This window comes from Deinococcus peraridilitoris DSM 19664, assembly GCF_000317835.1.
GTDB classification, from domain to species: Bacteria; Deinococcota; Deinococci; order Deinococcales; family Deinococcaceae; genus Deinococcus_A; species Deinococcus_A peraridilitoris.
In genome coordinates this window covers 865,001-891,159 of record NC_019793.1, presented here as the reverse complement: position 1 = coordinate 891,159, position 26,159 = coordinate 865,001, and the positions used below count along the sequence as shown (strand labels likewise).

The 26,159-nt window shown below is 65.0% G+C and carries 22 protein-coding genes and 1 pseudogene (1 of these 23 cut by a window edge); 15 read left to right on the top strand and 8 right to left on the bottom strand.

Features of this window, described 5'->3' with window-relative positions:
• Window positions 1–51: 51 nt before the first annotated feature.
• Together DEIPE_RS04285 and DEIPE_RS04280 are read left to right on the top strand one after the other, a co-directional pair.
• Window positions 52–630, top strand: a complete 579-nt coding sequence (locus tag DEIPE_RS04285) for a TetR/AcrR family transcriptional regulator (RefSeq protein WP_015234755.1) — start codon at window positions 52–54, stop codon at window positions 628–630.
• Between the two features lie 50 nt (window positions 631–680).
• Window positions 681–974: a helix-turn-helix domain-containing protein gene (locus DEIPE_RS04280; protein WP_015234754.1), complete on the top strand. Its 294-nt coding sequence runs from the start codon at window positions 681–683 to the stop codon at window positions 972–974.
• A gap of 35 nt (window positions 975–1,009) precedes the next feature.
• Here the strand turns inward: DEIPE_RS04280 and DEIPE_RS04275 are convergent, their stop codons facing one another.
• Window positions 1,010–1,756 (bottom strand): SDR family oxidoreductase, encoded by a 747-nt coding sequence (locus DEIPE_RS04275; RefSeq protein WP_015234753.1) that lies wholly within the window; start codon window positions 1,754–1,756, stop codon window positions 1,010–1,012.
• A 247-nt stretch (window positions 1,757–2,003) separates the two neighbouring features.
• Between DEIPE_RS04275 and DEIPE_RS04270 the strand changes: the two genes are divergently transcribed.
• From DEIPE_RS04270 to DEIPE_RS04245, 6 genes are all read left to right on the top strand, one after another.
• Window positions 2,004–2,759: a GntR family transcriptional regulator gene (locus tag DEIPE_RS04270; RefSeq protein WP_015234752.1), complete on the top strand. Its 756-nt coding sequence runs from the start codon at window positions 2,004–2,006 to the stop codon at window positions 2,757–2,759.
• Window positions 2,760–2,787: 28 nt separating this feature from the next.
• Window positions 2,788–3,936: an ABC transporter substrate-binding protein gene (locus DEIPE_RS04265; protein ID WP_015234751.1), complete on the top strand. Its 1,149-nt coding sequence runs from the start codon at window positions 2,788–2,790 to the stop codon at window positions 3,934–3,936.
• A 124-nt stretch (window positions 3,937–4,060) separates the two neighbouring features.
• Complete coding sequence (locus DEIPE_RS04260; protein WP_015234750.1) at window positions 4,061–5,068, top strand: branched-chain amino acid ABC transporter permease; 1,008 nt, start codon at window positions 4,061–4,063, stop codon at window positions 5,066–5,068.
• 79 nt (window positions 5,069–5,147) lie between these two features.
• Entirely contained in the window at window positions 5,148–6,137 is a 990-nt protein-coding gene (locus tag DEIPE_RS04255; RefSeq protein WP_015234749.1) for a branched-chain amino acid ABC transporter permease, read from the top strand.
• Complete coding sequence (locus DEIPE_RS04250; RefSeq protein ID WP_015234748.1) at window positions 6,134–6,892, top strand: ABC transporter ATP-binding protein; 759 nt, start codon at window positions 6,134–6,136, stop codon at window positions 6,890–6,892. Before DEIPE_RS04255 ends, DEIPE_RS04250 begins: the two co-directional genes overlap by 4 nt.
• Complete coding sequence (locus tag DEIPE_RS04245; protein WP_015234747.1) at window positions 6,885–7,637, top strand: ABC transporter ATP-binding protein; 753 nt, start codon at window positions 6,885–6,887, stop codon at window positions 7,635–7,637. Before DEIPE_RS04250 ends, DEIPE_RS04245 begins: the two co-directional genes overlap by 8 nt.
• A 52-nt stretch (window positions 7,638–7,689) precedes the next feature.
• Here the strand turns inward: DEIPE_RS04245 and DEIPE_RS21980 are convergent, their stop codons facing one another.
• The 3 genes and pseudogenes from DEIPE_RS21980 to DEIPE_RS04235 form a co-directional block, all read right to left on the bottom strand.
• Entirely contained in the window at window positions 7,690–8,787 is a 1,098-nt protein-coding gene (locus tag DEIPE_RS21980) for a M3 family metallopeptidase (protein ID WP_245557591.1), read from the bottom strand.
• A gap of 233 nt (window positions 8,788–9,020) precedes the next feature.
• Window positions 9,021–9,197, bottom strand: a pseudogene (locus DEIPE_RS24825) (hypothetical protein); the annotation flags it as partial.
• A 378-nt stretch (window positions 9,198–9,575) separates the two neighbouring features.
• Window positions 9,576–10,559 (bottom strand): alpha/beta hydrolase family protein, encoded by a 984-nt coding sequence (locus DEIPE_RS04235; RefSeq protein WP_245557590.1) that lies wholly within the window; start codon window positions 10,557–10,559, stop codon window positions 9,576–9,578.
• Window positions 10,560–10,669: 110 nt separating this feature from the next.
• Between DEIPE_RS04235 and DEIPE_RS04230 the strand changes: the two genes are divergently transcribed.
• From DEIPE_RS04230 to DEIPE_RS21975, 6 genes are all read left to right on the top strand, one after another.
• On the top strand, window positions 10,670–11,920 hold the full coding sequence (locus DEIPE_RS04230) for a glycerate kinase type-2 family protein (protein WP_015234746.1): 1,251 nt from the start codon (window positions 10,670–10,672) through the stop codon (window positions 11,918–11,920).
• 157 nt (window positions 11,921–12,077) lie between these two features.
• Window positions 12,078–12,968: an alpha/beta fold hydrolase gene (locus tag DEIPE_RS04225; protein WP_015234745.1), complete on the top strand. Its 891-nt coding sequence runs from the start codon at window positions 12,078–12,080 to the stop codon at window positions 12,966–12,968.
• Entirely contained in the window at window positions 12,965–14,035 is a 1,071-nt protein-coding gene (locus tag DEIPE_RS04220) for a tartrate dehydrogenase (protein WP_015234744.1), read from the top strand. The genes DEIPE_RS04225 and DEIPE_RS04220 overlap by 4 nt, the downstream gene beginning before the upstream one ends.
• Before the next feature lie 119 nt (window positions 14,036–14,154).
• Window positions 14,155–15,417 (top strand): MFS transporter, encoded by a 1,263-nt coding sequence (locus tag DEIPE_RS04215; protein WP_015234743.1) that lies wholly within the window; start codon window positions 14,155–14,157, stop codon window positions 15,415–15,417.
• 251 nt (window positions 15,418–15,668) lie between these two features.
• Window positions 15,669–17,258 (top strand): peptide chain release factor 3, encoded by a 1,590-nt coding sequence (locus DEIPE_RS04210; protein WP_015234742.1) that lies wholly within the window; start codon window positions 15,669–15,671, stop codon window positions 17,256–17,258.
• A 173-nt stretch (window positions 17,259–17,431) separates the two neighbouring features.
• On the top strand, window positions 17,432–19,654 hold the full coding sequence (locus DEIPE_RS21975) for a diguanylate cyclase domain-containing protein (protein ID WP_015234741.1): 2,223 nt from the start codon (window positions 17,432–17,434) through the stop codon (window positions 19,652–19,654).
• An 80-nt stretch (window positions 19,655–19,734) separates the two neighbouring features.
• On the opposite strand, the gene DEIPE_RS04200 is transcribed toward DEIPE_RS21975, so the two are convergent.
• The 3 genes from DEIPE_RS04200 to DEIPE_RS04190 all read right to left on the bottom strand — a co-directional run bounded on the left by DEIPE_RS04200 (window position 19,735) and on the right by DEIPE_RS04190 (window position 23,564).
• On the bottom strand, window positions 19,735–20,748 hold the full coding sequence (locus tag DEIPE_RS04200; RefSeq protein WP_015234740.1) for an alpha-ketoacid dehydrogenase subunit beta: 1,014 nt from the start codon (window positions 20,746–20,748) through the stop codon (window positions 19,735–19,737).
• Window positions 20,749–20,878: 130 nt separating this feature from the next.
• The gene (pdhA, locus tag DEIPE_RS04195) at window positions 20,879–21,928 is read right to left on the bottom strand and encodes a pyruvate dehydrogenase (acetyl-transferring) E1 component subunit alpha (protein WP_015234738.1); all 1,050 of its coding nucleotides are present in this window, start codon (window positions 21,926–21,928) and stop codon (window positions 20,879–20,881) included.
• Window positions 21,929–22,115: 187 nt separating this feature from the next.
• On the bottom strand, window positions 22,116–23,564 hold the full coding sequence (locus DEIPE_RS04190) for an aldehyde dehydrogenase family protein (protein ID WP_015234737.1): 1,449 nt from the start codon (window positions 23,562–23,564) through the stop codon (window positions 22,116–22,118).
• A 109-nt stretch (window positions 23,565–23,673) separates the two neighbouring features.
• Here DEIPE_RS04190 and DEIPE_RS04185 point away from each other — a divergent pair, with 109 nt between their 5' ends.
• A complete protein-coding gene (locus DEIPE_RS04185) occupies window positions 23,674–24,165 on the top strand; it encodes a hypothetical protein (RefSeq protein WP_015234736.1) in 492 nt (163 codons plus the stop codon).
• A gap of 55 nt (window positions 24,166–24,220) precedes the next feature.
• Here the strand turns inward: DEIPE_RS04185 and DEIPE_RS04180 are convergent, their stop codons facing one another.
• On the bottom strand, window positions 24,221–26,159 hold the 3' portion of the coding sequence (locus DEIPE_RS04180; RefSeq protein WP_015234735.1) for a DEAD/DEAH box helicase. 623 nt of this gene lie beyond the right edge of the window; only the last 1,939 of its 2,562 coding nucleotides appear in the window; its start codon lies beyond the right edge, outside the window; the stop codon is at window positions 24,221–24,223.

The window sequence follows — 26,159 nt, the reverse complement described above, 5'->3', positions numbered from 1 at the left end:
TGGCGCCGGCGTCCCTGCTCGGTTGACCCTCACCTGCGCTCCGGAGGAACGATGACCCAGCCGAAGAACCGACGCGAGCAGATTTACGAAGTGGCGGGCGCGCTGTTCAGCGAACGCGGCTATCACGCGACCAGCATGCGTGACCTCGCGTCGCAGCTCGGCATGCAGGGCGGCAGCCTGTACGCGCACATCAGCGGGAAGGAGGAGCTGCTCGTCGAGCTGGTCAATCAAGCCGCCCAGCAGTTCGACGCGTCGCTGCTGCCCCTTCGCGCCGCCGACCTGACCCCTGAGGAAAAGCTGCGCGAAGCCATGCGCCGACACATCGAGGTGGTGGCGGGCAACCTGGAAAGCGCCACGGTGTTCTTTCACGAATGGAAGCACCTGTCTCCGGAAGCCTACGGCAAGGTGACAGCCTGGCGGGATACCATCGACGCCCTGTACCGCGATCTGATCCGCGAGGGCATCGACAAGGGGGTCTTCAAGGCAGACCTCGACATCAAGATGACCGCCTACCTGCTGCTGAGCGCCGTGAACTGGACGTACACCTGGTACCGGCCGGGCGGTCCGCTGAACGCCGCGCAGATTGCCGATCAGTTCGCCGTCATGCTGCTGGAGGGCCTGCGCCGGTAAGGTGAGCACGCCGGGCGCTGCCCGGCAAGCCGCTTTGCCCGCGTCTCATCATGGCCGCGCCGCCTACCGTGACCGTCAAAATCCGCGAAGCGCTTCGGTACGCCCTGCAGCGCGCCCAGAAGACCGGCCGGACGCAGCAGCTCGAACTCGATCAGGACCTGTTCGTGCGAATAGCTGGAACGGGCCGCCGCTTTCTGCTGTTTCAGCTTGAAGGCGAGCCGACCACCGAGCAGGCTCAGGCAGTCGCCGATGCGCTGGGATTCACCCTGCCCCGCTTCGGCTGGCATCAGGGCGAGACGCTCCGGTCGCTCACCGTGCACGACGCCTCCGGCGACACCGAATAAGGCGACTCGCCGCAGGGTGAGCGCCTCCAGGCGTCTCAGCGTCCTCCGGAGACGTCGAGAATCGTGCCGGTAACGTAAGACGCCTCGTCCGACAGCAGCCATACGATCGCTCGGGCGACCTCTTCGGGAGTGCCACCCCGCCCCAGCGGCACGCTCGGCGCCACGCGCGCCACGCGGCCCGGCTCGCCCCCGCTCGCGTGAATCGAGGTGTCGATGATGCCGGGGCGCACACTGTTGACGCGAATGCCTTCGCCCGCCACCTCGCGCGCCAGGCCCACGGTCAGGGTGTCGATGGCGCCTTTCGAAGCGGCGTAATCGACGTACTCGCCCGGTGAGCCCAGGACGGCCGCCCGCGAGGAGACATTCACGATCACGCCGCCCGATCCGCCGTGCCGGGTGGACATGCGGCGAACTGCCTCTCCCGCGCACAGAAAACTGCCGATCACGTTGGTACCCAGCACCCGGCGGAGCCGCGCGGCATCCAGTTCGTCGACCCGCGCCTGGCGCTCCAGCATGCCTGCATTGTTCACCAGCGCACTGACCGGACCGTATGTGGCCCCCACCAGCTCAAAAAGATGCGCTACGTTCCCCTCGTCACTCACGTCGCCCCGGACGGCGAGGGCCTGCCCACCCGTGCGCTCGATCTGAGCGACCACTTCGCGCGCCGCTGCCTCGTCGTTTCGGTAATTCACGCCAACGTGGTAACCGGCCATCGCGGCCAGCCGGGCGGTGGCGGCGCCGATGCCCCGACTGGCTCCTGTCACGATCAGCACCCTGTTCATCGCTCAACCATACGACGCGTGGAGTTTGCGCGTCGCCCCGGCTTTCTTGCAGGAGTCCGAGACGGAGAAACCCGCATCAGGACGCGAGTCCGCGCCAGAGTAGCTTTAGGTGCCGCGGGTGACCCTGTGTTGATCCGGCTAGACGAGTCGGGGTGGACAAATCACACATTACATGTAAACTGCTCATACACATCAACGCAAGCCGTCCGGACCGCTCTCGCCGCGTGGTCATGCACAAGAGGTCGCCATGGGTACGCTACAGCCTATCGAGCAGGAACGGGTCGTCGACACCGTGCGCACCACCCTCAGAAAAGCCATTCTGGAGGGAGACCTGCCCGCCGGTGCGCACCTGAGCGTGCCCGATCTGGCACGGCGCCTGAACGTGTCGCGCAGCCCGGTGCGTGAAGCGGTGCTGCAGCTTGTCGCAGAAGGGCTGGCCGTGGAGCATTCACGCCGTGGCGCGGAGGTCGCGCGGGTTGCCGGTGACGATCTGCGTGAAATCCAAGCGGTCCGAACAGTCCTCGAAGGACTCGCGGCGCGGCTGTGTGCCGCGCAGTTCACGGACTCCGACATGGTGGAGCTTACGGTGATTCTGGAGCGGCAGGCCGACGCGGTCCGGCATGATGACGGTGACCAATACCGCGAACTCGACACTGCGTTTCACACGCTGATCGTCGAGCGCTCTGGCAACAGGCGACTGGCCCGCATGGCCAAGCTGCTCGCCGCCGAAATGCGGGTCGCGTCGCGCGTGATGGCCGAGGTGCCCGGCCACGCACAGCGCGGGTACCACGAACACCGTGAGATCTGCGAAGCCATCGGGCAGCGTGACGTCGACGGCGCTGAGCGCGCCATGCGCCGTCACCTCGACCGGGTCGCCAGCGATACCCTGCAGCGCCTCTTGCAGCAGGACAAGCGACCGAACACCAAGATCTCCGCCGCGCGCGCCAACGACCCACCCGCACATTCCAGCGCTCCGGATGCCCCTCGACCCTCCACCCCTTAAGCCACACAGCTCTCGATCAAGGAGAATCATGAAGAAATTTGTTGTCATTACCACCCTCGCCCTGGCGTCCAGCGCGCTTGCACAGGACACCATCAAGATCGGCGCCATCACCTCGGTGACGGGCCGCTTCGCCGAATTCGGCAAGCAGCAGCTCGCCGGTTTCAAGGTCGGCGTGGACGAAGTCAACCGCAAAGGCGGCGTGAACGGCAAGAAGATCGAGCTGATCATCGAGGACAACGCCAGCGACGTCAACAAGGGCCTCGCCGCCGCCGAGCGGCTCGTGAACGCTGGTGTGCCAATTGTCATCAACGAGTACTCCTCGAGCCTCGTCAAGGCGCAGGCGCAGTACCTCGCCCGGCAGAAGGTGCCGGTGCTGGTCGTGACCTCCAGCGGTGACGACATCACCAAGCCCGGCAACGATTACATCTACCGCCTCAACCAGCCTGCGACCGAATACGCCCGCGCCATTTTCAACATCTTCCGCGACAACAAGATCAAGACCGTCGCGATGATCGCCGGAACCGGCGCCTTCGAGAAGTCGGTCGCGGAAGCCGCCGTGGAAATCGGCAAGGAATACGGCATCCAGCTCGTCGAGAACCAGAGCTACGACCGCGGCATCAACGACTTCCGCCCGGTCCTGAACCGCATCCGTGGCAAGAACCCCGACGCGGTCTTCATGGTCAGCTACGCCGAGGACTCGGTCGCCCTGATGCGTCAGGCGCGCGAGGTGGGCGTGAAACCCCGCATCTTCGCGGGCGGCGCGGCGGGCTTCGCCCTGCCTGACTTCATCAAGGGGGCCGGTGACGCCGCCGAGAGCGTCGTCACCGCGACGGCCTGGGTGCCCGAACTGCGCTACGCCGGGACGCAGAAACTCAACGTCGACCTGACCAAGGCCCTCAAGGGTGAACCAACCTACCACGCGGCGCAGGCCTACGCGGGCGTGATCGTGGCGGCCGAAGCCATCAAGCGCGCCGGTGGTACCGACCGCGAGAAGGTCAAGGCCGCGCTGGGCGGCATCAAGATGAACACCGCCTTCGGCCCGATCGAATTCAAGGACTTCGACGGCTTCAAGAACCAGAGCCCGCTCGAAATGGTCGCGCAGCAGGTGCAGAACGGTAAGTTCGTGCCCGTCTACCCCAAGAGTGCCTCGCCCAAGCCCATCAAGTTCGAGCGCTGAGCCCTGCTGCCCCAACCCGAGTCGGGTTGGGGTTTTTTTGCGCCTGAATCATGAGCATGACATGACCTCGACTGGCACAGTCCAGGCGTTCTCTTTTCTCCGGATGACAGGGAGCTTACAGAAAATGCTCGCAAGCAAAAACAACAAACACTTACAGCGGTTCCTGACCGTCGCTGCCGGAATCGTGATCCTGGCCGTGGTGGCTGCACAGCTCCTTTCCCGGTCCGGCGCCGAAGCCTCTTTCGACATCTCCGCGCAGACCATCATCCAGGGCCTCCTGGTGGGCGGTGTGTACGGCCTGATCGGTCTGGGCCTCTCGCTGATCTTCGGCGTGATGCGGGTCGTAAACTTCGCGCACGGCGACGCCCTCACCCTTGGCATGTTTCTGGCACTCTTTATGTTCAACCGCCTGGGCCTCGATCCGTACGTCACCATCCTGATTGCCCTGCCCGTCGGTTTCGCGCTCGGGTACGGCATCCAGCGTTTCGTGCTGGCCCGTCTGCCCGAAGGCGTCGGAAACTCCAGCCTGCTCGCCACGCTCGGGATCGGTTTGATCTTCTCCAACAGCATTTTCCTGGGCTTCGGCGCCCAGCCCCAGAGCGTCAACGTGCCGTACGCGATCTCCACCGTGAACATCGCGGGCGTGCAGCTCAGCATTCCCTTTCTGGTGGCGGGCCTGATCACGGCCATCTCCATCACCAGCCTGAACTTTCTGCTCTACCGAACCGAGATCGGGCGCGCCATCCGCGCGACTGCCCAGAATTCCCTCGGGGCTGAGTTGCAGGGCGTGAACACCCGCCAGATTCAGGCGATCGTATTCGGCATCGGCATCACCCTGGCCCTGGTTGCCGGCATCCTGCTGCTTCCCATCCTGGGCTCGGTCATTCCCACCATCGGCGAGAACTTCCTGCTCAAGGCCTTTGTCGTGACGGTCCTCGGTGGTCTCGGCAACCTCTCGGGCGCCATCATCGGCGGTCTGTTTCTGGGCGTGGTCGAAACCGTCGGCGCCAGCGGCCAGATTGGCAGCATCGGCCTGAACGCCTGGCGTGACGCCTTTGGCCTCACGATGTTCGTGCTGGTGCTGCTCTTCCGCCCGGAAGGCCTGTTCGGGAAGACGGTGAAACGGGTATGACCGCCCCTTCGAGCGGTGGGGCCGCCCCCGCCGGTCCGAGCGGAGCGAATAGAAGCCGCGCCCGCGGACGGAGTTCACAATGACCACCACTTCTGCCCATAGTCCCCGCGCCCTTCCGAAAATCAACTTCGGCAGTACCTGGCTTTCGCTGGCGCTGATTGCCCTGATGATCATTTACCCGTTCGTGTTCGGAAAGAACATGAACTGGGGCATCGCCACCCTGATCTTCGCGGGTCTGGCCCTGTCCTGGAACATCCTGGGCGGCTGGACCGGTCAGGAAAGCTTCGGGCACGCCGCCCTGGCCGGGGTAGGCGCCTACACCCTGACGCTGCTCGCCATTCACTACCAGATCGCACCCTGGTGGGGCGCCCTGATCGGCATGGCGCTCGCCACGCTGCTCTCGCTCGGCTGGGGCTGGCTGACCTTCCGTCTGCGGGGCGCGTACTTCACGCTGTCCTCCATCGCGATTGCGCTGCTGATCCGCATTTACGCCATCAACGACCCCAACAAGTTCACCGGTGGCAGCGAAGGTCTCTTCATGCCCGACCTGCCCACATTCTTCGGCCTGGATCTTTTCGACCGCCGGGTAGAGTACTGGCTGGCGTTCGCGTTTGTGCTGCTGGTGCTGCTTATCACGCACGTCATCCGCCGCTCGCGGCTTGGCTACGCGCTGCTCGCGGTGCGTGAAGACGAGGAAAGCGCGCGCGCCCTGGGCATCAACCCGCTGCGCATGAAGATGACCGCCTTCGCGATCAGCGCGGCCCTCACGGCCCTCGGCGGCTGCATCTACGCCATCTACCTGCAGGCCTTCGAGCCACACACGCTGCTCGAACTGCCCCTCAGCATCCAGATCGCCCTGATGGCCATCATCGGCGGACGCAGCAGCATCCAGGGTCCGATTCTCGGCGCCATCGTGATCCTGGGCCTGGGAGAACTCACCCGCAGTTTCCTCGGCGAAGCGAACCTGCTGATCTACGGCTTTTTGATCCTGATCGTGACGCTCTTTGCGCCGGGCGGCATCATGGGCCTTTTCAACAAGACCGGCGCGAAACTCGGGAAGGCACGATGACCACCACTGCACCGCACCCCATTCAGGACACCGCCACCGCGCCCCTGCTGCGCGCCGAAAATGTCCGCGTGCAGTTTGGCGGCTTGGTGGCCGTCAAGGATATCAGCCTCGCGGTCAAGTCCGGAGAGATCCTCGGCTTGATCGGTCCCAACGGCGCCGGGAAAACCACCCTTTTCAACGCGCTCTCCGGCTTCGTGAAACCCACGGCGGGCCTGGTCACCTTTCAGGGGCGCAATATCACCGGCGTGGAACCCGACCGCCTCGCGCGCCTCGGTATCGCGCGCACCTTTCAGGTGGAGCGTCCCTTCGAGGACCTCAGCGTCATCGAGAATGTGCTGGTCGCCTGCTTCCTGCACCACCGCGGGCGCAAGGCGCAGGAGCACGCTTTTGAGATGCTGGAGATCGTCGGTCTGGCCGACCGCGCCCTGCAGCCTGCCGCCGAGCTCAACCTGGCCCGCCGCCGCCGTCTGGAACTGGCCAAGGCGCTGGCGCTCGAACCCAAGCTGCTCTTTCTCGACGAGGTCATCGCGGGCCTCAACCCGCCCGCGCAGGCCGAGATGATCGGCCTGATCCGCTCGCTTGCCGACCGTGGCATCGGCATCGTCATGGTGGAGCACATCATGCAGGTGATCATGACGCTCTCGGACCACGTGATCTGCATGGCCTTCGGTGAAAAGATCAGCGAGGGCACACCCGCCCACGTCGCGAGCGATCCCAGCGTCATCAAGGCCTACCTGGGAGACGACGATGACTGAAACTGCCGTGAAACCTCAACTCAACTCCGGGCGTGAGCGTGTGCTCGACGTACAGAACCTCGACGTCGCCTACGGTGAGGCGCAGGTGGTGTTCGGCGTGAGCCTGCACGTCGACAAGGGCGAACTCGTTGGGCTCGTCGGCGGCAACGGCAGCGGCAAAAGCACCATCCTGCGCGTCGTGTCCGGCATGATCCGCGCACGGGGTGGCACCGCCACGTACCGCGGTAAAACCCTCAACGGCACCCCTGCCTACCAGATCACCGACATGGGTGTCGCGCACGTTCCGATGGGGCGGCAGCTGTTCGGGCAGATGAGCGTCGAGGAGAACCTGATCATGGGCGCCTACCTGCCACGCACCAAGGCGCACCGCGCGCAGAACTTGCAGAAGGTCTACGACTTCTTTCCGCGCCTGACTGAGAAGAAGAGCATGCCCGCCGCCGCGCTCTCGGGCGGTGAGCAGCAGATGGTCGCCATCGGCCGCGCCCTGATGAGCGAGCCCGAAGTGCTGCTGATGGACGAACCCAGCCTGGGTCTGGCGCCCCTGGTCGTCAAGGAAGTCATGCGGGTCATCGCCTCTCTGCGCGAACTCGGCCTGACCGTGCTGCTCGTCGAGCAGAACGTCCGGCAGGTGCTGAAGGTGACCGACCGCAGCTACGTGCTGGAGCAGGGAAGGCTGGTTATCGAAGGACCCAGCGCAGAGCTGCTGCACAATCCCGAAGTGCAGCGCGCCTATCTCGGCATCTGAAGCGAATACAGCAAGAAGAAGGCGGGCCGAGCCCGCCTTCTTCTTGCTGCCGTCAGCCCTCGGCGAGCTGTTCGAGGCGCTCGACCAGCCCCGCGAGCACCTCAAAGCCGCGCTCGATGGGGGCGCTGGTGGTCATGTCCACTCCGGCGATCTTCAGGGCGTCCAGTTGCGGCACGCTGCATCCCAGGCGCAGAAACTCCAGGTAGCGTTCGCGCGCGCCTTCCTCGCCCGCGAGCACGCCGCTGGCCAGGGCGTTTGCCGCACTGATGCCGGTGGCGTACTGAAAGACGTAAAAGGGCGCATACAGGTGTCCGAACTGCGCCCAGGTGACGCCGACCCGCTGACGGTCCTCTTCCGAGAGGGAAATTTCCGGTCCGTACCCCTGCATGAACAGCTCCGCCGTCCAGTCGGTGAGCTGGTCGGCACTGACGCCCTCGCCCGCTTCGATGGCGGCGTACAGCCGTTTTTCGAGCCGCGCCAGGGTGGGCATCACGAAAAAGTAGCGGTAGAAGTTCGCGAAGGCCTCGTCCATCATGCCGAGTTGAAAGGCGCGCCCACTTTCGCGCTCCAGCAGGTGCGCGCGCAGCATCGCCTGGTTGAAGTTGCTGGCGGTCTCCGCGACGAACATCCCGTAGTTGCCGTACACGCTGGGCTGGGTCTCCCAGGTGAGGTAGGAGTGCATCGAGTGGCCCAGCTCGTGGGCCAGCACGCTCATGTTGGGCAGGTCGTTTACGTAGTTCATCAGGATGAACGGTCGCGTGCCGTGACTGCCGTGTGAGAAGGCGTTGGACGCCTTGCCCCTGGTCGGGTACACGTCCACCCAGCGGTCCAGCGTGAGGCCGCGCCGAAGTGGCTCGGTGTATTCCAGACCCAGTGGACGCAATCCTTCCAGAATCCATTCCACCGCCTGCTCGTACGGCACCTCGATCACGCTGGAGCCCAGGGTGGCGTGCACGTCCCAGGGCCCCAGCCCCTCGACGCCCAGCAGCTGGCGCCGCGCGCGCCAGTAGCGGTGCCAGGTGCCGAGGTTCGCTTCGAAAGTGTCGATGACGGCGTCCATCGCGGCGGGCGGCACGTCCTGCGGCAGCAGGATCGCTTCGCGGGCACTGGCGTAGCCGTGCTCACGTGCCTGCAGCACCGTCTGGCGCACACTGGTGAGCAGCAGCTGCGCGAAGGTGTTGCGGTGTTGCGGTGCGAGAGAAAGCCGTCCGCGTACGCCCGAAAGGCTGCGCGGCGTACGTCCGCCCGAGGAGAGGAGAGCAGCACGTCGATGGTGCCGCCCGCCACCTCAGCGTCCTGACCATCCTCACCCGCAACAGGAGAGAACTTCAGGTCGGCATTCACGAGGCTTGACCAGGTGTTGTAAGGCCCGCTGAACACTTCCCCGAGCGCGCCGAAGAGCGCCTCGACTTCCGGGCTGCGCACGTGAGAGCGGCGCTCCTGCAAGCGGCGGAAGTACTGCCCGTAGACCTGCAGCCTCTCGTCCTGGGTCTGAAAGGCCTCCAGCGTTCCTTCGGGGAGTGCGAGCAATTCGGGTTCCACGAAGGCGAGCGCGCTCATCACCCGGGCGTAGAGTCCCTGGCTGCGCCCGTGCCGCGCGATGGCCGCCTGATCGTCCTGATCGGTTGCGACGTGCAGATCGCTGTACACGTACACGTGGCCCAGGCGGCGCTGCAGATCGAACATCACTTCCAGAAAGGCGCGCAGTGTGGAGGCACTTTCACCCAGCCGGCCCCGGTAGGCGCTCAGGCGGGGCAAATCCGCTTCGATCTGCCCGAACGCGGCTGCCCAGGCGTCCTCACCGGAAAAGACGCTTTCCAGGGCCCAGGTGTAACGCGCGTCGAGCTGCGCGCGGTCTTGCATGGAAGAAGTCATGCCGTGATTCAAGCACAAGACGTGCCGTGTTGCCTGACACATCCAGCTTAGATCCAGCAGGCCCTACAGGTTCTTCTTGAAGAACTCCACCGAGCGCTGCAGCGCGCTTCCCAGGTTGCGGCTCAGATTGTGGTTGTCACCCGGGTAGACGTAGAAGCTGTACGGCTGCCCGGCGCTTTTCAGGCCGTTGACGAGCGCCTGCGCGAAGCTCAGCGGTACGTCGCTGTCGGCGGTGCCGTGGTGAATCTGCAGGGGCCTTCCCGCAAGGTCTTTCAAGAAGAAGTTGGGTGAGATGGCCTGATAGAAGGTGGGGTTGCTGACGGGCTCACCATACTTCGCGAGAATTTCTGCGCGGCGGCTGCGCGAGACCGAAGGTGGCCGGCTGCGGCCTCGCCAGCCTTCGAGCATCACGTCGTACGGCGCCACCACACCCGCCCAGATGTTGCCGGCCTTGACCGCCGAATTCACGACCATGGCGCGCAGGGTGATGTGCCCGCCCATCGAGTGCCCCCACATGCCCACGCGCGCCGGATTGACGTTTCGGTGCTTTTGCAGCGACGAGAACGCGTTCAGCACGTCGGTCGTGTAATCAGGCGACCAGTACGCGCCGGTAGGCTCACCCTGCGACGAACCGTGCCCACGGTAATCGGGTTTGAGCACCACGAACCCTGCGCGCGCGAAGGCGTCGAGGTAAGCCACGTAACGCTCGGTCGTGCGGTACTGCTCGGGCGGAATGTAGCCGTGATTGAACACGATCGCGGGCCAGCCACCCTTGGGAGGTGTGCCGTTCGGAAGGGTCAGCAGGGCGTTGATGCGCAGGCCATCGGACTGATAGGACACCACCGAGCGCGAGTAGTTGGATCCGGCGCGCAGCACTTCCCGGGTGGTGATGGCGCTGCCCGGGTAAGTCCGGGCGCGCATGGCTTCGATGGCCAGTGGGTAGACGCTGGGTTTGAAGGGAACAACGCGCGCTTGGGCAGGAACGGCTGCCAGAAGGGAAAGGGAAAAGGCGCTGACGAGAAGGGCAGTTCGGAGAAGTGAAGGCAAGCGAGTCCTTTCGCACGGCATTTCTGTGGCGTCAGCATGGCATGCACGCACGGCGGTGTCTGCATCCGCGAACACTTGCGCACGGCAGCCGGGAATGATGAACTGAACCGGTGACCGCTCGCGCACGAGAGCTACTGCTGGGCGCCTTTCAGGCCGCCGTCAGGGCGGCCGATGCGCGAGAAGCCCTCGCGTCCTTTCTGCCCGAAGTGCCCTCGGGCAGAACCGTGGCCGTCGGAGCAGGAAAGGCGGCGGCGCGGATGGCCCTCGCCCTTGAGGAGGCGTGGCCCGGCCCGCTGTCCGGAATGGTAGTTGTGCCCGATGGACACGCACCGCTTCAACCTCGACAGATTCAGTTGCGGGCAGCGGCTCACCCTGTACCGGACGAACGTGGGATTCGCGCGGCCGACGAAATTCTGGAAACACTGCGCGAATTGCGTCCCGAGGATCTGGTGCTGTGCCTGCTGTCGGGGGGCGCGTCCGCCTTGCTGTCCGCGCCCTGGGGAGTCACGCTGCAGCAGAAAGCCGACCTGACCCGTGAGCTGCTGCGCAGCGGCGCGAGCATCAGGGAGATCAACGCGGTGCGCAAGCACCTTTCACGCGTGAAGGGCGGGCAGCTTGCGCGGGCGTGCGCTCCCGCGCGGGTGGTGTCCTTGATCGTGTCAGACGTGGTGGGCGACGACCTGAGCGTGATCGGGTCCGGCCCCACCGCACCGGACCCGACGACGTTCACGGAGGCGCTCTTGATCCTGGAACGCTACAGGGTGGCCGCGCCCGAAGCGCGGCGCCACCTGCAGCGTGGCGCGCTGGGAGAGTTGCCCGAAACGCCAAAGCCGGGTGACGCCGTGTTCTCCCGGGTGGAGAATCAGCTGATCGTGACGAACGCGCGCGCACTTGACGCGGCACGGCATTTCCTGACCGGTGCGGGGGTGAAGGCGCGGGTGCTGAGTGACAGCATCGAAGGTCCGGCGCGCGAGGCGGCCTGGGCGCACGCCCGCGCGTCCGGTGAACTCGCGCCGGGACAGGCGCTGCTGTCCGGCGGGGAAACCACGACGGTCGTGCAGGGTACAGGGCGAGGCGGGCGAAACCTGGAGTTTCTGCTGGCGCTGGCGACCGAATTGAGCGGCCGCGAAGGAATCTACGCCCTGGCCGCCGACACGGACGGCATCGACGGTTCAAGCCACGCGGCGGGCGCCGTGATCACTCCTGACACGCTGGCGCGCGCGGCGCAGATAGGCCTGGACGCATGGACCTTTCTGGAGGCCAGCGACGCGCATTCCTTTTTCGAGCAGCTGGGCGATCTGGTCGTTACGGGACCGACCGGAACCAACGTGAACGATTTCCGGCTCCTCATGCGACTGTGATCTCCTGCTGTCCTGGGATCTCCCGGTTAAGTTTCAGGTGTTCCTAAAGCTCGACCCGACCAGAGGGAGCAGGGACGGCGTGTCTCCCGCTGAAGTTGGAGATCTGGAGCGAAGCGTAAGATCGGAAATGCAAGCGGGGAGAGCTGAGGGAGAAGCCATGTTTGAACAATTCAGAACCGAACGCATCAAAACGAGTGGCGCGACGATTCACACACGCATCGGGGGAGAGGGCCCGCCGCTGCTGCTGCTGCACGGGTATCCGCAGACGCACTTCATCTGGCACGAAATCGCGCCCCACCTGACCGACGACTTCACGGTCGTCGTGCCGGACCTGCGCGGATACGGTGACAGCTCCAAGCCGCCCAGCACCCCCGACCACGCGCCTTATACCAAGCGCGCCATGGCGCTCGACCTGGTCGAGGTGATGGAGGCGCTGGGCTTCGGGCGTTTTTCGGTGGCCGGACACGACCGGGGTGGACGGATCACGCACCGCATGGCCGTCGATCATCCGCAGCGCCTGGAAAAGGCGGCGGTGCTGGATATCTCGCCGACCCTCACGATGTACGAACGCACGACCATGGCGCTCGCGCAGAAGTACTGGCACTGGTTTTTCCTGATTCAGGAAGAGGGCGTGCCGGAAACCATGATCGGCGCCAATCCGGAGTTCTTCCTCCGACAGCACATGGGGCGCGGTTCGGCAGGCCTGTCGGCCTTCAAGCCACCGGCCTGGGCAGAGTATGTCCGCTGCTTCACGCCCGAGGCCATTCACGCGACCTGCGAGGATTACCGCGCCGCGGCCACGACCGACCTCGTGCACGACCGCGAGAGCCGTGAGCGCGGCGAGCGCATCCAGTGTCCACTGCTGGTGCTGTGGGGTGAGCACGGCGTGATCGAGGAGCTGTTCACGCCCCTGGACGACTGGCGGGCTGTGGCCACCGACGTGCGCGGCCACGCGCTGCCCTGCGGCCACTACCTGCCCGAAGAGCAGCCCGAGCTGGTGCTGCAGGCCTTTCGGGAATTTTTTCGAAATGCACGAGGAGCGATATGAACGGATACCGGATCGCCCTGATTCCGGGAGACGGCATCGGCGTGGAGGTCATGCAGAGTGCCCGCGAGGTGCTGGGTGCCGTCGCCCGGACCTTTGACCTGCGCTTCGACTTCACGGAGTTTCCATGGAGTTGCCAGCACTACGTCGATACCGGGCGCATGATGCCCGAGGATGGCATCGGGCAGCTGCGTTCCTTCGACGCCATTCTGCTGGGCGCGGTGGGCTACCCGACTGTTCCCGATCACGTCAGTTTGTGGGGACTCTTGATTCCCATCCGGCGCGAATTTCAGCAGTACGCCTGCGTGCGTCCCGTGAAACTCCTGCCCGGCGTACAGAGCCCGCTCGCCTTGCCCAAAGGCACGGATATCGACTATCTGGTGGTGCGGGAGAACAACGAAGGTGAGTACTCGACGGTGGGTGGGCGCAGCTACGCTGGAACTCCGCATGAAGTCGTGACTCAGGTGAGCCTCTTCACCCGGCGCGGCACCGAGCGCATCATCCGCTACGCTTTCGAGCTGGCCCGCGCGCGTGGCAAGCAGCGGGTTACCTCGGCTACCAAGAGCAACGGCATCATTCACAGCATGCCTTTCTGGGACGAGGTGTTCGCCGATGTGGCAGCAGGGTATCCGGACATCGAAAGCGAGCAGATGCACGTGGACGCTCTCGCCGCCAAGTTCGTGCTGACCCCGCAGTGCTTCGGGGTGGTGGTGGGCAGCAATCTGTTCGGCGACATCCTGACCGACCTGAGCGCCGCGACGGTCGGCTCGATCGGGATCGGGGCCAGCGCCAACCTCAATCCGGAGCGCGAGTTTCCCTCCTGCTTCGAGCCGGTGCACGGCAGCGCGCCCGACATTGTGGGTCAGGGCATTGCCAACCCGCTGGGACAGGTGTGGAGTGCCGCTTTGATGCTGGAGCATCTGGGTGAACCAGAGGCGGCGCGGGCGGTCGAGGACGCCATGCAGCGCACGCTGGAAGCCGGGATCAAGACCGGCGACCTCGGCGGAAGTGCCAATACGGCCGAGGTGACCGCGGCTTTGGTGCGGGAGCTGTCCAGCGTCGCCCGCTGAGCGGATGTGATCTTGGCATCGTGACCGGTGCGTCGGAGACCCGCCTGGGACTTCAGGGGTTTCGAGCGTCGTTCACTGCTCACGATGTTCGGTCTCAAAAACGATTAAGCTCACGGCCTATGGCTCGCATCACCCAATCCAGCCGCGTCATCAACGCTTCTCCTGTGTATTACGGCTGGGTGGTGGTGGCCGCCGGAACGCTCGGCGTCATCATGACCACGCCCGGCCAGACGGTCGGGGTGTCGGCTTTTCTCGACAGCATCATCGCCGATCTGGGCCTGTCGCGCTCCAGTGTCTCACTCACCTACATGATTGGCACGTTGTTGGGCGCGTTCAGCATGCCCTTTTTCGGTCGGGCCATCGACCGCTTCGGCCCGCGCACCATGGTCACGGTCATCGCCGCGCTGCTGGCGCTGGCCTGCGTGGGCATGGCCTTTGTCACGAACGCCGTGACGCTGCTGCTCGGTTTCACCGCGCTGCGCGCGCTGGGGCAAGGCGCGCTGGGGCTTGTCAGCGTGCACGTCATCAACTTGTGGTTCGTGCGCCGCCGTGGTCTGGCGCTGGGCATCTCGGGTGTGGGCGCGGCCCTCGCCAACGCGGTTTTCCCCAGCCTGATCGCCTTTCTGATCGCCGTGGTCGGTTGGCGCGCCGGGTACGCCTGGCTGGGCGCGCTGGTGGCGTTCACCATCCTGCCGGTGGGCGCGTGGCTCTACCGCGACCAGCCTGAACGCTTCGGGATGGTGCCAGACGGGCACGCGGGCAAGGACGAAACGCAAACGGTGGTAGAAGAAAACTTCACGCTGGCCCAGGCACGCCGCACGGCGATGTTCTGGCTCATCATGGGCAGCAACGTCGTGATCGCGGCGCTGGGAACCGGGCTGATCTTCCACCACTTCTCGATTCTGGCGCAGGGCGGCATCGGACGCGAAACGGCGGCGCTGGTGTTCGTGCCCATCGCCGTGGTGTTCGCCCTCACGAACCTGGCCGGGGGCCTCTTCATCGACCGTTTCTCGCCGCGCGCCCTGATTCCGGTGAGCCTGCTCTGCCTGACGCTCGCCCTGCTCTCGCCGCTGGTGGTCGCCAGCGCGGTCACGGCTTTCATCTACGGCGCGCTTCTGGGCGTGATGCAGGGGACACAGTCGGCGGTGGCGAGTTCGTCGTGGGCCTACTACTTTGGCCGCACTCACCTGGGCAGCATTCGCGGTTTCGCCTTTACCGCCTCGGTGGCGGGCACCGCCCTGGGACCCCTGCTGTTTGCCCTGGGCAAGGACTACAGCGGAACCTACACCGGCGTGCTGGTGGCCAGCGCCGTGGTGCCGCTGGCCCTGGCGGGCCTGGCCCTGTTCGTGCGTCCTCCGAAAACAATTGACCAGACGGCTTGATCAAGCGGCTCCATTCACGCCTGAGGCCCATTCCCGGGGTTCGCCCGGAGTATACTGAAGGCATGTTGTGCGCCCGGATGTTCACGCTGGCTGACCCGCATCACGCGGGCGCACGTTTCGCCGCTTTCCACCACTGAATTTCGCAAGCCGCGCTTCCCTGGGCAGTTGGAAGCGCGGCTGAGCGCGCCTGCCCCCGGCAGGCTTTTTCGTGCCCGGCAAGCCCCCTGTTTGTCACCCCAGTTGGAGACTCCATGACCCAGAGTGATCTGTCCCACGAAATCAACCGGCGCCGCACCTTCGCGATTATCAGCCACCCCGACGCCGGCAAGACCACCATCACCGAGAAACTGCTGCTGTACGGAGGCGCCATTCACGAGGCGGGCAGCGTCACCGCGCGTGAAGGCTCCTCGCACACCAAGTCCGACTGGATGAGCATGGAGCAGCAGCGCGGAATCTCCATTACCTCCTCGGCGCTTTCGTTCGAGTTCGACGGGCATCATGTCAATCTGCTCGATACCCCGGGGCACCAGGATTTCAGTGAGGATACCTACCGCACCCTCACCGCCGCTGACAGTGCCCTGATGGTCCTCGACGCGGCGCGTGGCGTGCAGGCCCAGACCGAGAAGCTCTTTGCGGTGTGCCGCAACCGGGGTATTCCCATCCTGACCTTTGTAAACAAGATGGACCGCCCGGCTCAGGACCCTTTCGAACTGCTCGAACAGGTTGAGAAGAGCCTGGCCATTCGCGCGGTGCCGCTGACGTGGCCCATCGGGGACGGCCCGGATTTCCGGGGCGTGTACGACCTCGAAGGCAAGCGCGTCCTGCTGTTCGAGCGCGTCGTGCGGGGCCGCACCCGCGCGCCCGTGAGCGTGGCGAGCGTGGACGATCCGGCGCTCACCGAGCTGGTCGGAGCCGAGCAGCACGCCAAGCTGCGCCAGGACGTGGAACTGATCGAGGGCGCCATCGAGCCGTTTGACCCCGAGGCGTTTCTGGCAGGGGAGGTCACGCCGGTGTTTTTCGGCAGTGCCATCACCAACTTCGGTGTGGAGCACTTCCTGTCGCGCTTCGTGAAGCTGGCGCCCTGCCCGGCACCGCTGCACACCACCAAGGGAGAACTCAGCCCCGAGGCGCCCTTCACCGGTTTCGTGTTCAAACTGCAGGCCAACATGAGCAAGCACCACCGCGACCGCACGGCCTTTCTGCGGATCGCCAGCGGGCGCTTCGAGCGCGGCATGGAAGTCGTGCACACCCGCACGGGCCGGGAGCTGCGCCTCTCACGCGCGCACACGCTGTTCGCGCAGGATCGCGAAAGCATCGACGTCGCCTATCCCGGCGACATCGTGGGTCTGGTGAATCCCGGCGTGTTTCGCATCGGGGATGTCGTGAGCGTCAGCAAGGACGTGCACCTCGAAGGTTTTCCGCGCTTCACGCCCGAGCACTTCAACGCCGTGACACCACGCGATGTGAGCAAACGCAAGGCCTTTCGCAAGGGCCTTGAGCAACTTGCCGAGGAAGGCGTGGTGCAGATCTTTTACCCGACCGACGGTGCGCGTGACCCGATCATCGGCGCAGTGGGGCAGCTGCAATTCGAGGTCTTCGAGCACCGCATGAACGAGGAGTACGGGGTCGACCTCATCATGAGCTCCACCAATTACAAGGTCGTGCGTTGGCTGGCCGGGGAGCCTGACAACCTTGCACGTTTCGCCAAGCATGTCGAGGATGACGCCGGACGGCCCGTGATGCTCTTCACCAGCAGCTGGGACCTTGATTACACGGCCAAACAGCACCCCGAGCTGGAATTTCTGCCTCAACCGCGCGACCTGACAGTGGTCACGCGCTGAGCCCCGCGGGTGTGGACTGCTGCCGACAGTCGGGCAGAACAGTTCAGGAAGGTGCCGACATGGCGCCTTCCTTTTGTTTGCTGTTTCACGAGCCTGTGAGAGTTCTGTAAGCCGAAGCCCGGTACAGTTCAGGCACAGTACCGTCCGGCAATCGAGATTCTCGTGTGGAGCCCATGACCCCTGACCAGCCTCAAAAAAGCGTTGCCATCATCATCGACTATCTGTACACGTATCAACTCACCCTCCTGAGTGGTATCCGCAAGGCACTGGACGAGGCTGGCTTGCCGTCGATGGTCTACTCGGGACGGGAACTCGACACGGCGCTACCGGAATTTCGCAAAGCCAACGATCTGTACGCACTGATTTCACCCGAGTTGCACCGTGGGGTCATCGTGCTGTCCTCGAACTTCGGATACCGCGTTTCGGACGAAGTATTCTTGTCTTTTCTGAAACGTTTCGTGCCCCTGCCCATTGTCAGTGTGGGCCGTTCGCTGCCCGGGATTCCCAGCGTGCTCGTGAACGGCAAGGCGGGAATGCAGCAGATGATGGATCATCTGCTGCATTCCCGCCGCTTCAGGCGCTTCGCTCTCGTGCGCGGCATTCCCGGCAATGCGGACTCCGACCAGCGCGAGCAGGTGTTTCGTGATGCCCTGCACGCGCAGGGCCTGACCGCCGATCCGGAACTGCTGCTGACCGGACGGTTCGTTTCGGCACACGCACATCAGGAAATTTTGCGGCTCGCCCGTCACCGCCGGGACTTTGACGTGGTCGTGTCCGTCAATGACGAGATGACCGACGGAATTGTGCAGGGTTTGCGTGACGCGGGTTTGCGCGTTCCCGAGGATGTCGCCGTGGTGGGTTTCGACGACAGCGACCCGTTTCGGCATGCGCTGCCGCCCCTCACGACGGTTCGCCAGCCATTACACGAGCAGGGCGCCATGGCCGCGCAGCTGTTGCTGGATCTCGAGCGGGGTGCGAATCCGCACGACGTACTGATTGATCCCCAGCTGATCGTGCGTGAGTCCTGCGGCATGCCCCAAGACGCAACATCGGTAGCCCAGAGCCAGGTGCCGCTTTCCGCTGAAGAAGAACAGCTCGCCCAGGCTTTTCAAAAAGTCGTGCTCAGTCCAGAGCAGCGCACCGGGTTTTTGCTGAACTGGCGTGAAGGGCTGCTGCGTACCCTGTCGGAGGACGAAGATTTCCGGCGCTGGCGCAGTGCTTTACAGCGGATCTCTGCAACGGTGCAGCGCGCGCTTCCCGCGGACTCTCACGGTGCGCTTCAGGCGCTGACCGTGTCGGCGTACGAGTTGCTGTACGACGCCCTGCAGACCTCGTACGTCCGCCGAAGGATCTGCGAACTGGCGCACACGGCGATGACGGCGCAGATGTATCTGGCGTCAGACGAGCGGCGTTTTCGCGAAGAAGTGGGTCGGTACCTGTCGCACCTGAACGTCGGCCGCTGCATTCTGGTCCTCTACGATTCCTACGGACCGGACATTGCTCCCCGGGCCCGCGTCGTGCTGGCCGAGCAGACGCAAGTGCCTGTGGATGAACAGCTGTTTCCCACATCGCGGCTGCTGCCGGACAGCATGATCGGTGAACTCGGTCGTGGGCACCTGCTGATGTCGCCACTGTTCGTGAAGGAAGTGCATTACGGCTACCTGCTGTACGACCAGCCCAGCAAAGCCTACTTTGACGAGGAAACACCGAGACATACCGTCAGCCGGGCCATCTGGCAGCTGGAGCAGGTTCGGGCGTTGCGTGAACATTCCGATCACCTGGAACAGCAGGTACGCGCCCGCACCCGGCAGCTCGAGGATCAGATTTTGGAACGCACCAAAGCCGAGCACGCTTTGCGTGAGGCGCACGAAGAACTTCAGCGGACGGCCGTGCTGGACGGTCTCACGCAGTTGTACAACCGGGCGGCTTTCGATCAATACCTGCAGCACATCTGGGAGGAATGCCGAATTCTGCAGCGTCCTGTCAGCGTTCTGCTGTGCGATGTGGACTATTTCAAGCGGTACAACGACCACTACGGTCACCTGCAGGGAGACCAATGCCTGCGAGAAGTCGCGGCGGCGCTTTCCCGGTCGGTGCGCGACCGCAGTGACTTTGCCGCCCGTTACGGTGGTGAGGAGTTCGTGGTGCTGCTGCCCGGAACGGACGCGCCCGGAGCCCGCCGCGTCGCTGAACGCGTGAACGACGAACTGGCGTTGTGTGCCATTGCGCACGCCCGTTCCGACGTGAGTGCCTTCGTGACGATCAGTGTTGGTGTGGCGACATTGACCCCCGACGGTGAGAACACGGCGCAAGACGTACTGGCGCAGGCTGACGCCCTGCTCTACCAGGCGAAGCAGTCCGGACGTCGGCAGATCATGACCACCACCGAGAAATAGCTTGGCTTCAGGGCAGGGACTGGTGTTGATGCCACTCCCCAGGCACCAACACCAGGCGCAATCAGGCCGGACTGGGCGTGTCAGTACGCCAGAACCTGTTTGATGGCCCTCGCCACCCGCGTCGGGTTGGGCCGGTATGTGTCTTCGACGCTCGTGAAGGGTGGGTAAGGCGCGTCGAATCCCGTGACGCGCACGACGGGCGCGAGCAGGCTGTCAAGCGCTTCCTCGGCCAGCAGCGCCGCGATTTCACTGTGAAACCCCCCGGTGCGCGGCGCTTCCGTCACGATCACGGCCCGGCCGGTTTTCCGCACGCTGGCGAGCACCGTTTCCCGGTCGAGCGGAACGAGCGTGCGCAGGTCCACGACCTCCACGCCAATGCCGTGTGCGCGCGCAGCGTCGGCTGCCTTGGTGCAGACCTCCACCATGCCGCCGTAGCAGATCACCGTCACGTCGTCGCCCTCGCGGGCCAGGCGAGCCTGACCGAGTGGAACAGTGTAATGCCCTTCCGGCACTTCTTCTTTGACCGAGCGGTAGAGTTTGATGGCCTCGAAGAAGAACACCGGATCAGGATCTTCGATCGCGGCAAGCAGCAACCCCTTGGCGTCTTTCGGCGTCGAGGGAATGACCACCTTGACGCCGGGAACGTGCGCGAGGACCGCTTCGGGTGAGTCGGCGTGCTGCTCGGGCGTGTGCACCCCTCCGCCGTACGGGGCACGCACGACCATCGGCAGACTGAAGCGACCCCGCGTGCGATGACGGTAGCGTCCCAGGTGCGACATGATCTGGTCGAGCGCCGGGTAGAGAAAACCCGCGAACTGCATCTCGGCCACTGGGCGCATGCCCGCCAGGCCCATGCCGATGCCCATGCCCACGATGCCCGCCTCGGCCAGCGGGGTGTCGAACACCCGCGTTTTCCCGAATCTGGCCTGCAGGCCGTCAGTCGCACGAAAAACGCCGCCCATCACGCCGACGTCCTCGCCGAACACACACACCTTGGCGTCCCGCTCCAGGGCGATGCTCAGGGCGTCGTTGACGGCGGCCACCATGGTCATGGTCCGGGTCGAGGTCACGGGTCTGTTTTCGGTGAGGGTCATCGGTCACCCTTTCTTACGCTGAACGGACCGTGGACGGCGTCTTGGGCAGAGCAGGCTCCACAGCGGTTCGGAACCTTGCCCGCCGCGGTCCATAACCGCTCAACGCTGGCGCTACGCGCCTGGAATGTTGTCATGCTCCGTACTCCTCCAGCAATTGCTGGCGCTGCTCGCGCAGCTGCGGGGTGGGCTCGGCGAAGACGTGGTCGACGATCTCCGAGGGTGTGGGTTCGGGGTAACCGTCCGCTTCGGTCACGGCCGCTTCGAACTCGTCGCCGATTTCTTTTCGCAACGTGTCTTCGAGTTCGTCGCTCCACAGTCCCTGATTGCTCAGGTAAGTGCGCAGGCGCGCCACCGGATCACGCGTCAGCCACTCGCGAGTGAGGTCCTCGGTGCGGTAACGTGCGGGATCGTCCGAAACGGTGTGGGGTTTGACGCGGTAGGTGACCGTCTCGATCAGAGTCGGGCCACCCCCGGCGCGGGCGCGCTCGACCGCTTCGCGCGTGACGTGGTACACCGCCACGATGTCGTTGCCGTCCACCCGCACGCCGGGAATGCCGTAGCCCTCGGCGCGCCGCGAAAGGTTCACGGCCTTCGTCTGGGTTGCGGTGGGCACGCTAATGGCCCAGCCATTGTTCTGCAGCACGAACACGCAGGGGGCCTCCAGCGCGCCCGCGAAATTGAGGGCCTCGTGAAAGTCTCCTTCGCTGCTTCCGCCATCCCCGATGTACGCCAGCGCCACGTTGCGCGTCCCCTGCATCTTCTCGGCCAGGGCGCAGCCCACCGCGTGAGGGTACTGGGTGGCGATCGGAATGTAGAACGGCAGCACCTTGAGCCCCTCGGGCATGGCCCAGCCGTGCGGGCTGGTGCGCCAGTACAAAATCGTCTGCGCAATGGGCAGACCGTAGGTGAGGGCCGCGCCCGAGTCACGGTAGGTCGGCAGCAGCCAGTCGGCGTGCGTGAGGGCGAGCGCGGTACCCGCCTGCGAGGCTTCCATTCCCCCAAAGGGCGGATAGACGCCCATGCGGCCCTGGCGGTGCAGCACCACGGCGCGTTCGTCGAAAAAGCGGATGCGCCGCATGGCGCGGTACAGCCTGACCAGGGTGTCTGAGTCGGGCAGGAGGTCGCTCTGAACGACCTCCCCCTGCTCGTTGATGATCTGCAGCATGTCGTGCTCGGGCATGGAAACTCCTTGAAGAGCGGGCAGCACCTCGCTGCCTGGGTTGGCGGTCGGCAAGTGGCGACAGCGCCCTTGCTAAGGTGCGCGCCGCTGGTTCAGCAACCGCTTGCTCCGGTCTCCCTTGTTTCCTGGCTGCATGCTGCGTGTGCTCCTGTGCTGTTCCTCGTGTGTTGCGACTGAAGCTGAACGCCTACTTCGTGTTGATCCAGACGCTCTTGGTTTCAGTGTAAAGGTCCAGGGCCTGCTCGCCCATCTCGCGGCCCCAGCCGCTCTGCTTGTAACCGCCAAAAGGAGACGCGGCGTCAAAGGCGTTGTAGGTGTTGACCCACACTGTCCCTGTGCGCACCCCTGACGCGACGCGGTGTGCCCGCCCCAGGTTTTCGGTCCACACGCCGCCCGCGAGGCCGTACTCGGAGTCGTTGGCCATCTCGATGGCCTGCTCCTCGCTGTCAAAGGGCATCAGCACTGCCACGGGTCCGAAGATTTCCTCGCGCACAACCACGTTGCTGGCGTCCTCGGTGGACAGGATGCCGGGCTGGAAGAAGTAGCCGGGGCCGTCCATCACCTCACCGCCCGCCAGCACCTGCGCGCCCGCCTCACGGCCCTGCTGCACCAGGCCAGCCACCCGGCTGCGCTGCTCGTCGCTGACCAGGGGGCCCATCATGGTTTCTGCGTCGCGTCCGTCGCCCAGCTTGATTTTGCTGACCTCGGCCGCGAGCAGTTCGCCGAACTGCTCGTACACGCTGCGCTCGACCAGCACCCGGCTGCCCGCGATGCAGATCTGTCCCTGGTTGTAGAACACGCCCATGGTGACGCCGCGCAGGGCGCGCTTGAGGTTGGCGTCGGCAAAGACGATGTTGGCGCTCTTGCCGCCCAGCTCCAGCGAGACGCGCTTGAGGTTGGTGACGCTGCCTGCCACGATCTTCTTGCCAACCTCGGTCGAGCCGGTGAAGCTGACCTTGTCGATGCCGCGGTGCGCCACCAGGACGCGCCCGGTGCGTCCGTCGCCGGTGACGACGTTCAGAACGCCTTCGGGCAGCCCGGCCTCGCGGGCGAGTTCCGCGAGACGCAGGGCCGTGAGGGGCGTCTGCTCGGCGGGCTTGAGAATCACGCTGTTGCCCATCGCAAGTGCGGGGGCGAGCTTCCAGGTGGCTATCAGGAGCGGGAAATTCCAGGGCACGATGGCCGCTACGACCCCGACGGGTTCGCGCAGGGTGTAGTTGAGCATGCCAGGAATGCTGACCGGGTTGGTCTGCCCTCCGAACTTGGTGGCCCAGCCCGCGTAGTAGCGGTAATGCTCGGCGGCCAGGGGCACATCACCCTTGGTGCTCTCGCGCAGCGGCTTGCCGTTGTCGAGCGTTTCGAGCAGGCCCAGTTCCTCGCGGTGCTTCACGATCAGGTCGGCGAGCGTGTTCAGCACCCGGGCCCGCGCGGCGGGCGTCATGCCCGACCAGACTTTCTGTCCACTGCGCGCGGCCTCGACTGCCTGATCGACCAGGCCCTCGTCTGCCTGCACGACCTCGGTGAGGACTTCACCGGTCGCGGGATTGCGGGTCTCGAACTTTTCGCTCCCCGCGATCCAGTCGCCCCCGATAAATACGCCGTGTTCGCGCTCCAGAAAGGCCGTCACATTGTCCATGAGGTGTAGTTTACATCAAACGTTTGTTTTGCTCTGGTGCCTGAACTGGCTGTCCGGGCTTGGGCAAGTTCGCCCGGAGATCAGGACGCCCCGTCTTACACTGACGGGGATGTCCCGCCTTTTCCTTTTCCTGACGGCGCTGGCCCTGAGCGGCCTCACCGGTGCCCACGCCGATCACCTCAACGCCAACCTGCGAGACCTGAGCCCGCAGGACGTCTGCGCGCCCGAAGCGCACGTCAGTCTCGAAGATGAAGCTGACGACGACCTCACCGAGCTGGTGCAACACGCACTCGACCGCTTCGTTGCTGCCAACAACGTCCAGTGGGGCGATCGCAAGACCTGCCGGGTCGAACAGCACCTGATCATTGCGGCCTATGAGGACAGCCACGGTTTCGTGTACTCGCTGGAGTACCTGCTGGAATTCCGCGGTGACGTGAACATCGAGCACGATGGCAAACGCTTTGCCGTCAAGGCGCCGCGCATCTGGTCGACGTCGTACTACGGGACTTACGGCACCGGACTCGAGGACATCGCGACGCGCGAGGCCCGTGACGCCTTTATGAAATTCGTCGGCGCCTGGCGCTCGGCCCACCGTCGCTGACGCGCAGGTCAGCGCGGCGCCAAGCGGGCAGCGGTAGTTGGACCGGCTGTCTTCCTTACCCCTGTACGATCTCCAGGGGCGCCTGCGCCAGCACCAGGCGCTTTTGCCCCACGCCGGGGAAATACACCAGCAGCTCCCGGCGCTCGCCAGAGCCGCTGCCGCCCAGCAAGGCTCCCTCACCAAACTTGGCGTGCCGTATCCGGAGCGGGCCGCTGCCCGAAAGCAGGGCAGCCAGATCGCGCGACGGCACGCCCAGCTGCGCGCTGACCTCGGTCAGGCTGAGACCGCGAAGTTCCAGCAGCTCGCGTGCCTGCGCACGCCAGTCTTCGCGCCGGGCACGTTCGGGCGGGCGTGCAGGGGGCGTCTCGGGCTGCACGCCCAGCAACTCCGCCAGAAAGGTCCGCGTGGCCTGCTTGTCGGTGGGACGGCGCTCGCCGCTGGCAAGAAAGGGTGCGCTGCAGCGCAGGGCGGCGGTGCATTGATAGCAGCCGTCCTCGCAGCACTCCCGGGCGCACAGGTCCAGCGCGCGCGACAAGAGTGCGTCCATCTGCTCGAAGGCACGCCTCGAGACGCCAAGTCCACCCAGCCAGTCGTCGTACAGAAAGAAGTAGTTGTCCTTGCCGGTCCGGAAGGCGCCCGCCAGGTCGTTGTCGTCACACGAGACCCGCTCGGGAATCAGCTTGTGCAGCAGGTGTTTGAGGGTATGGGCCACGCTGGGCGATGCGTTCACACCGACTTCCAGTGCGCTCGTGCGAAAAGGGGGCAACTCGACTATCTCGTCGAAGTCGTGCTCGGCCAGCTTCTGGTCCTGCATGCGGTCCTGAATGCGCCCTCCGCACTGTTTGCAGGTACGCTCGGTCAGGGCGGGCTCGCGGTCGCACTTGACGCACGCCCGGCCGAAGACCTGGCGCATCAGCGCGTAGCCGGTGTAGCGCCGCGTGACGCTCACTCCTCCCTGGCGGTAGGCGAGCGGGCCGCGCCGCATCCACGGTCCGCTGTCCTGAGGCCGCACCTCGATCGTAAAGAGTCCGCGGGTGAACAGGTGCGGAGCGTCGTGACGCTCGACCAGAATGGCCGTGCCAGTCGCGTGATTCTCCCAGCGAACCACCCGGTAGCCCTGGCCTTCCAGTGTAAAAATGGCGCCCAGGTGCTTTTCTGTCAGGGCGTAATGCTGGCTTGGCTGCTCCAGCGCGCCTGCCAGAGACGCTACCCCGCGCACTTCCCAATCCCTCAGTTCCACCACGGCAAAAGGAGAGGAGCCCTCGCCTCGCAAGTTCCAGTAGCGGCTGCGCAGCGAGGATGCGCGCAAACCGGCACTGGCCTGTTCCTCCAGCGCCCGCGCGGCGTGTTTGGGCGCCAGATAAGGATTGTCGTGCTCGATGACGGCCTTCTCGATCGGTCCGGTCAGCAGGTCACGGAAGTTGCCGGCATTGCTGTAAAACGCGTCGACCGGATGGGGAAGACCGCGCTCGTCGAGGGCGGGCATATAGAGCACCAGGCCTGGCGCAATACGTCCGGCGCGTCCGGCCATCTGCCGGAAGGCCATGCGCGAGCCTGGATAGCCGTCGAGGATCACCACTTCAAGATCACCGATGTCGACCCCCGCCTCGAGCGCGTTGGTGGCGAACATCACGCCGTGGCGCGCCTTGCGAAATTCACTCAGCCGCCCTTCGCGGTCGCTTGTTCCCGCCATGTAGAGGTGCGCGGCGGGAGCGTAGAGCGGGTGGGCCCGGTAGGTGCCGTACAGTCGGGCGGCGCGCGAGCGGCCCCGAAAGAACGCCAGGGTCTTGAGCTGGTGATGCACACTCGCCGACATCACCGCGTCCCAGAACCGGCGCGGCTGTCCGGCGTGGTCGGCCAGATAAAAGCGCTTGCCGTGACGGGCAGCTCCCGACTCGCTCACCTCGCGCGGGGTCACGCCGCATAATTCCTGAGCGAACTCGGCCGGATTGCCGATGGTGGCCGTGGACAGCACGACCTGAGGATTCGCACCC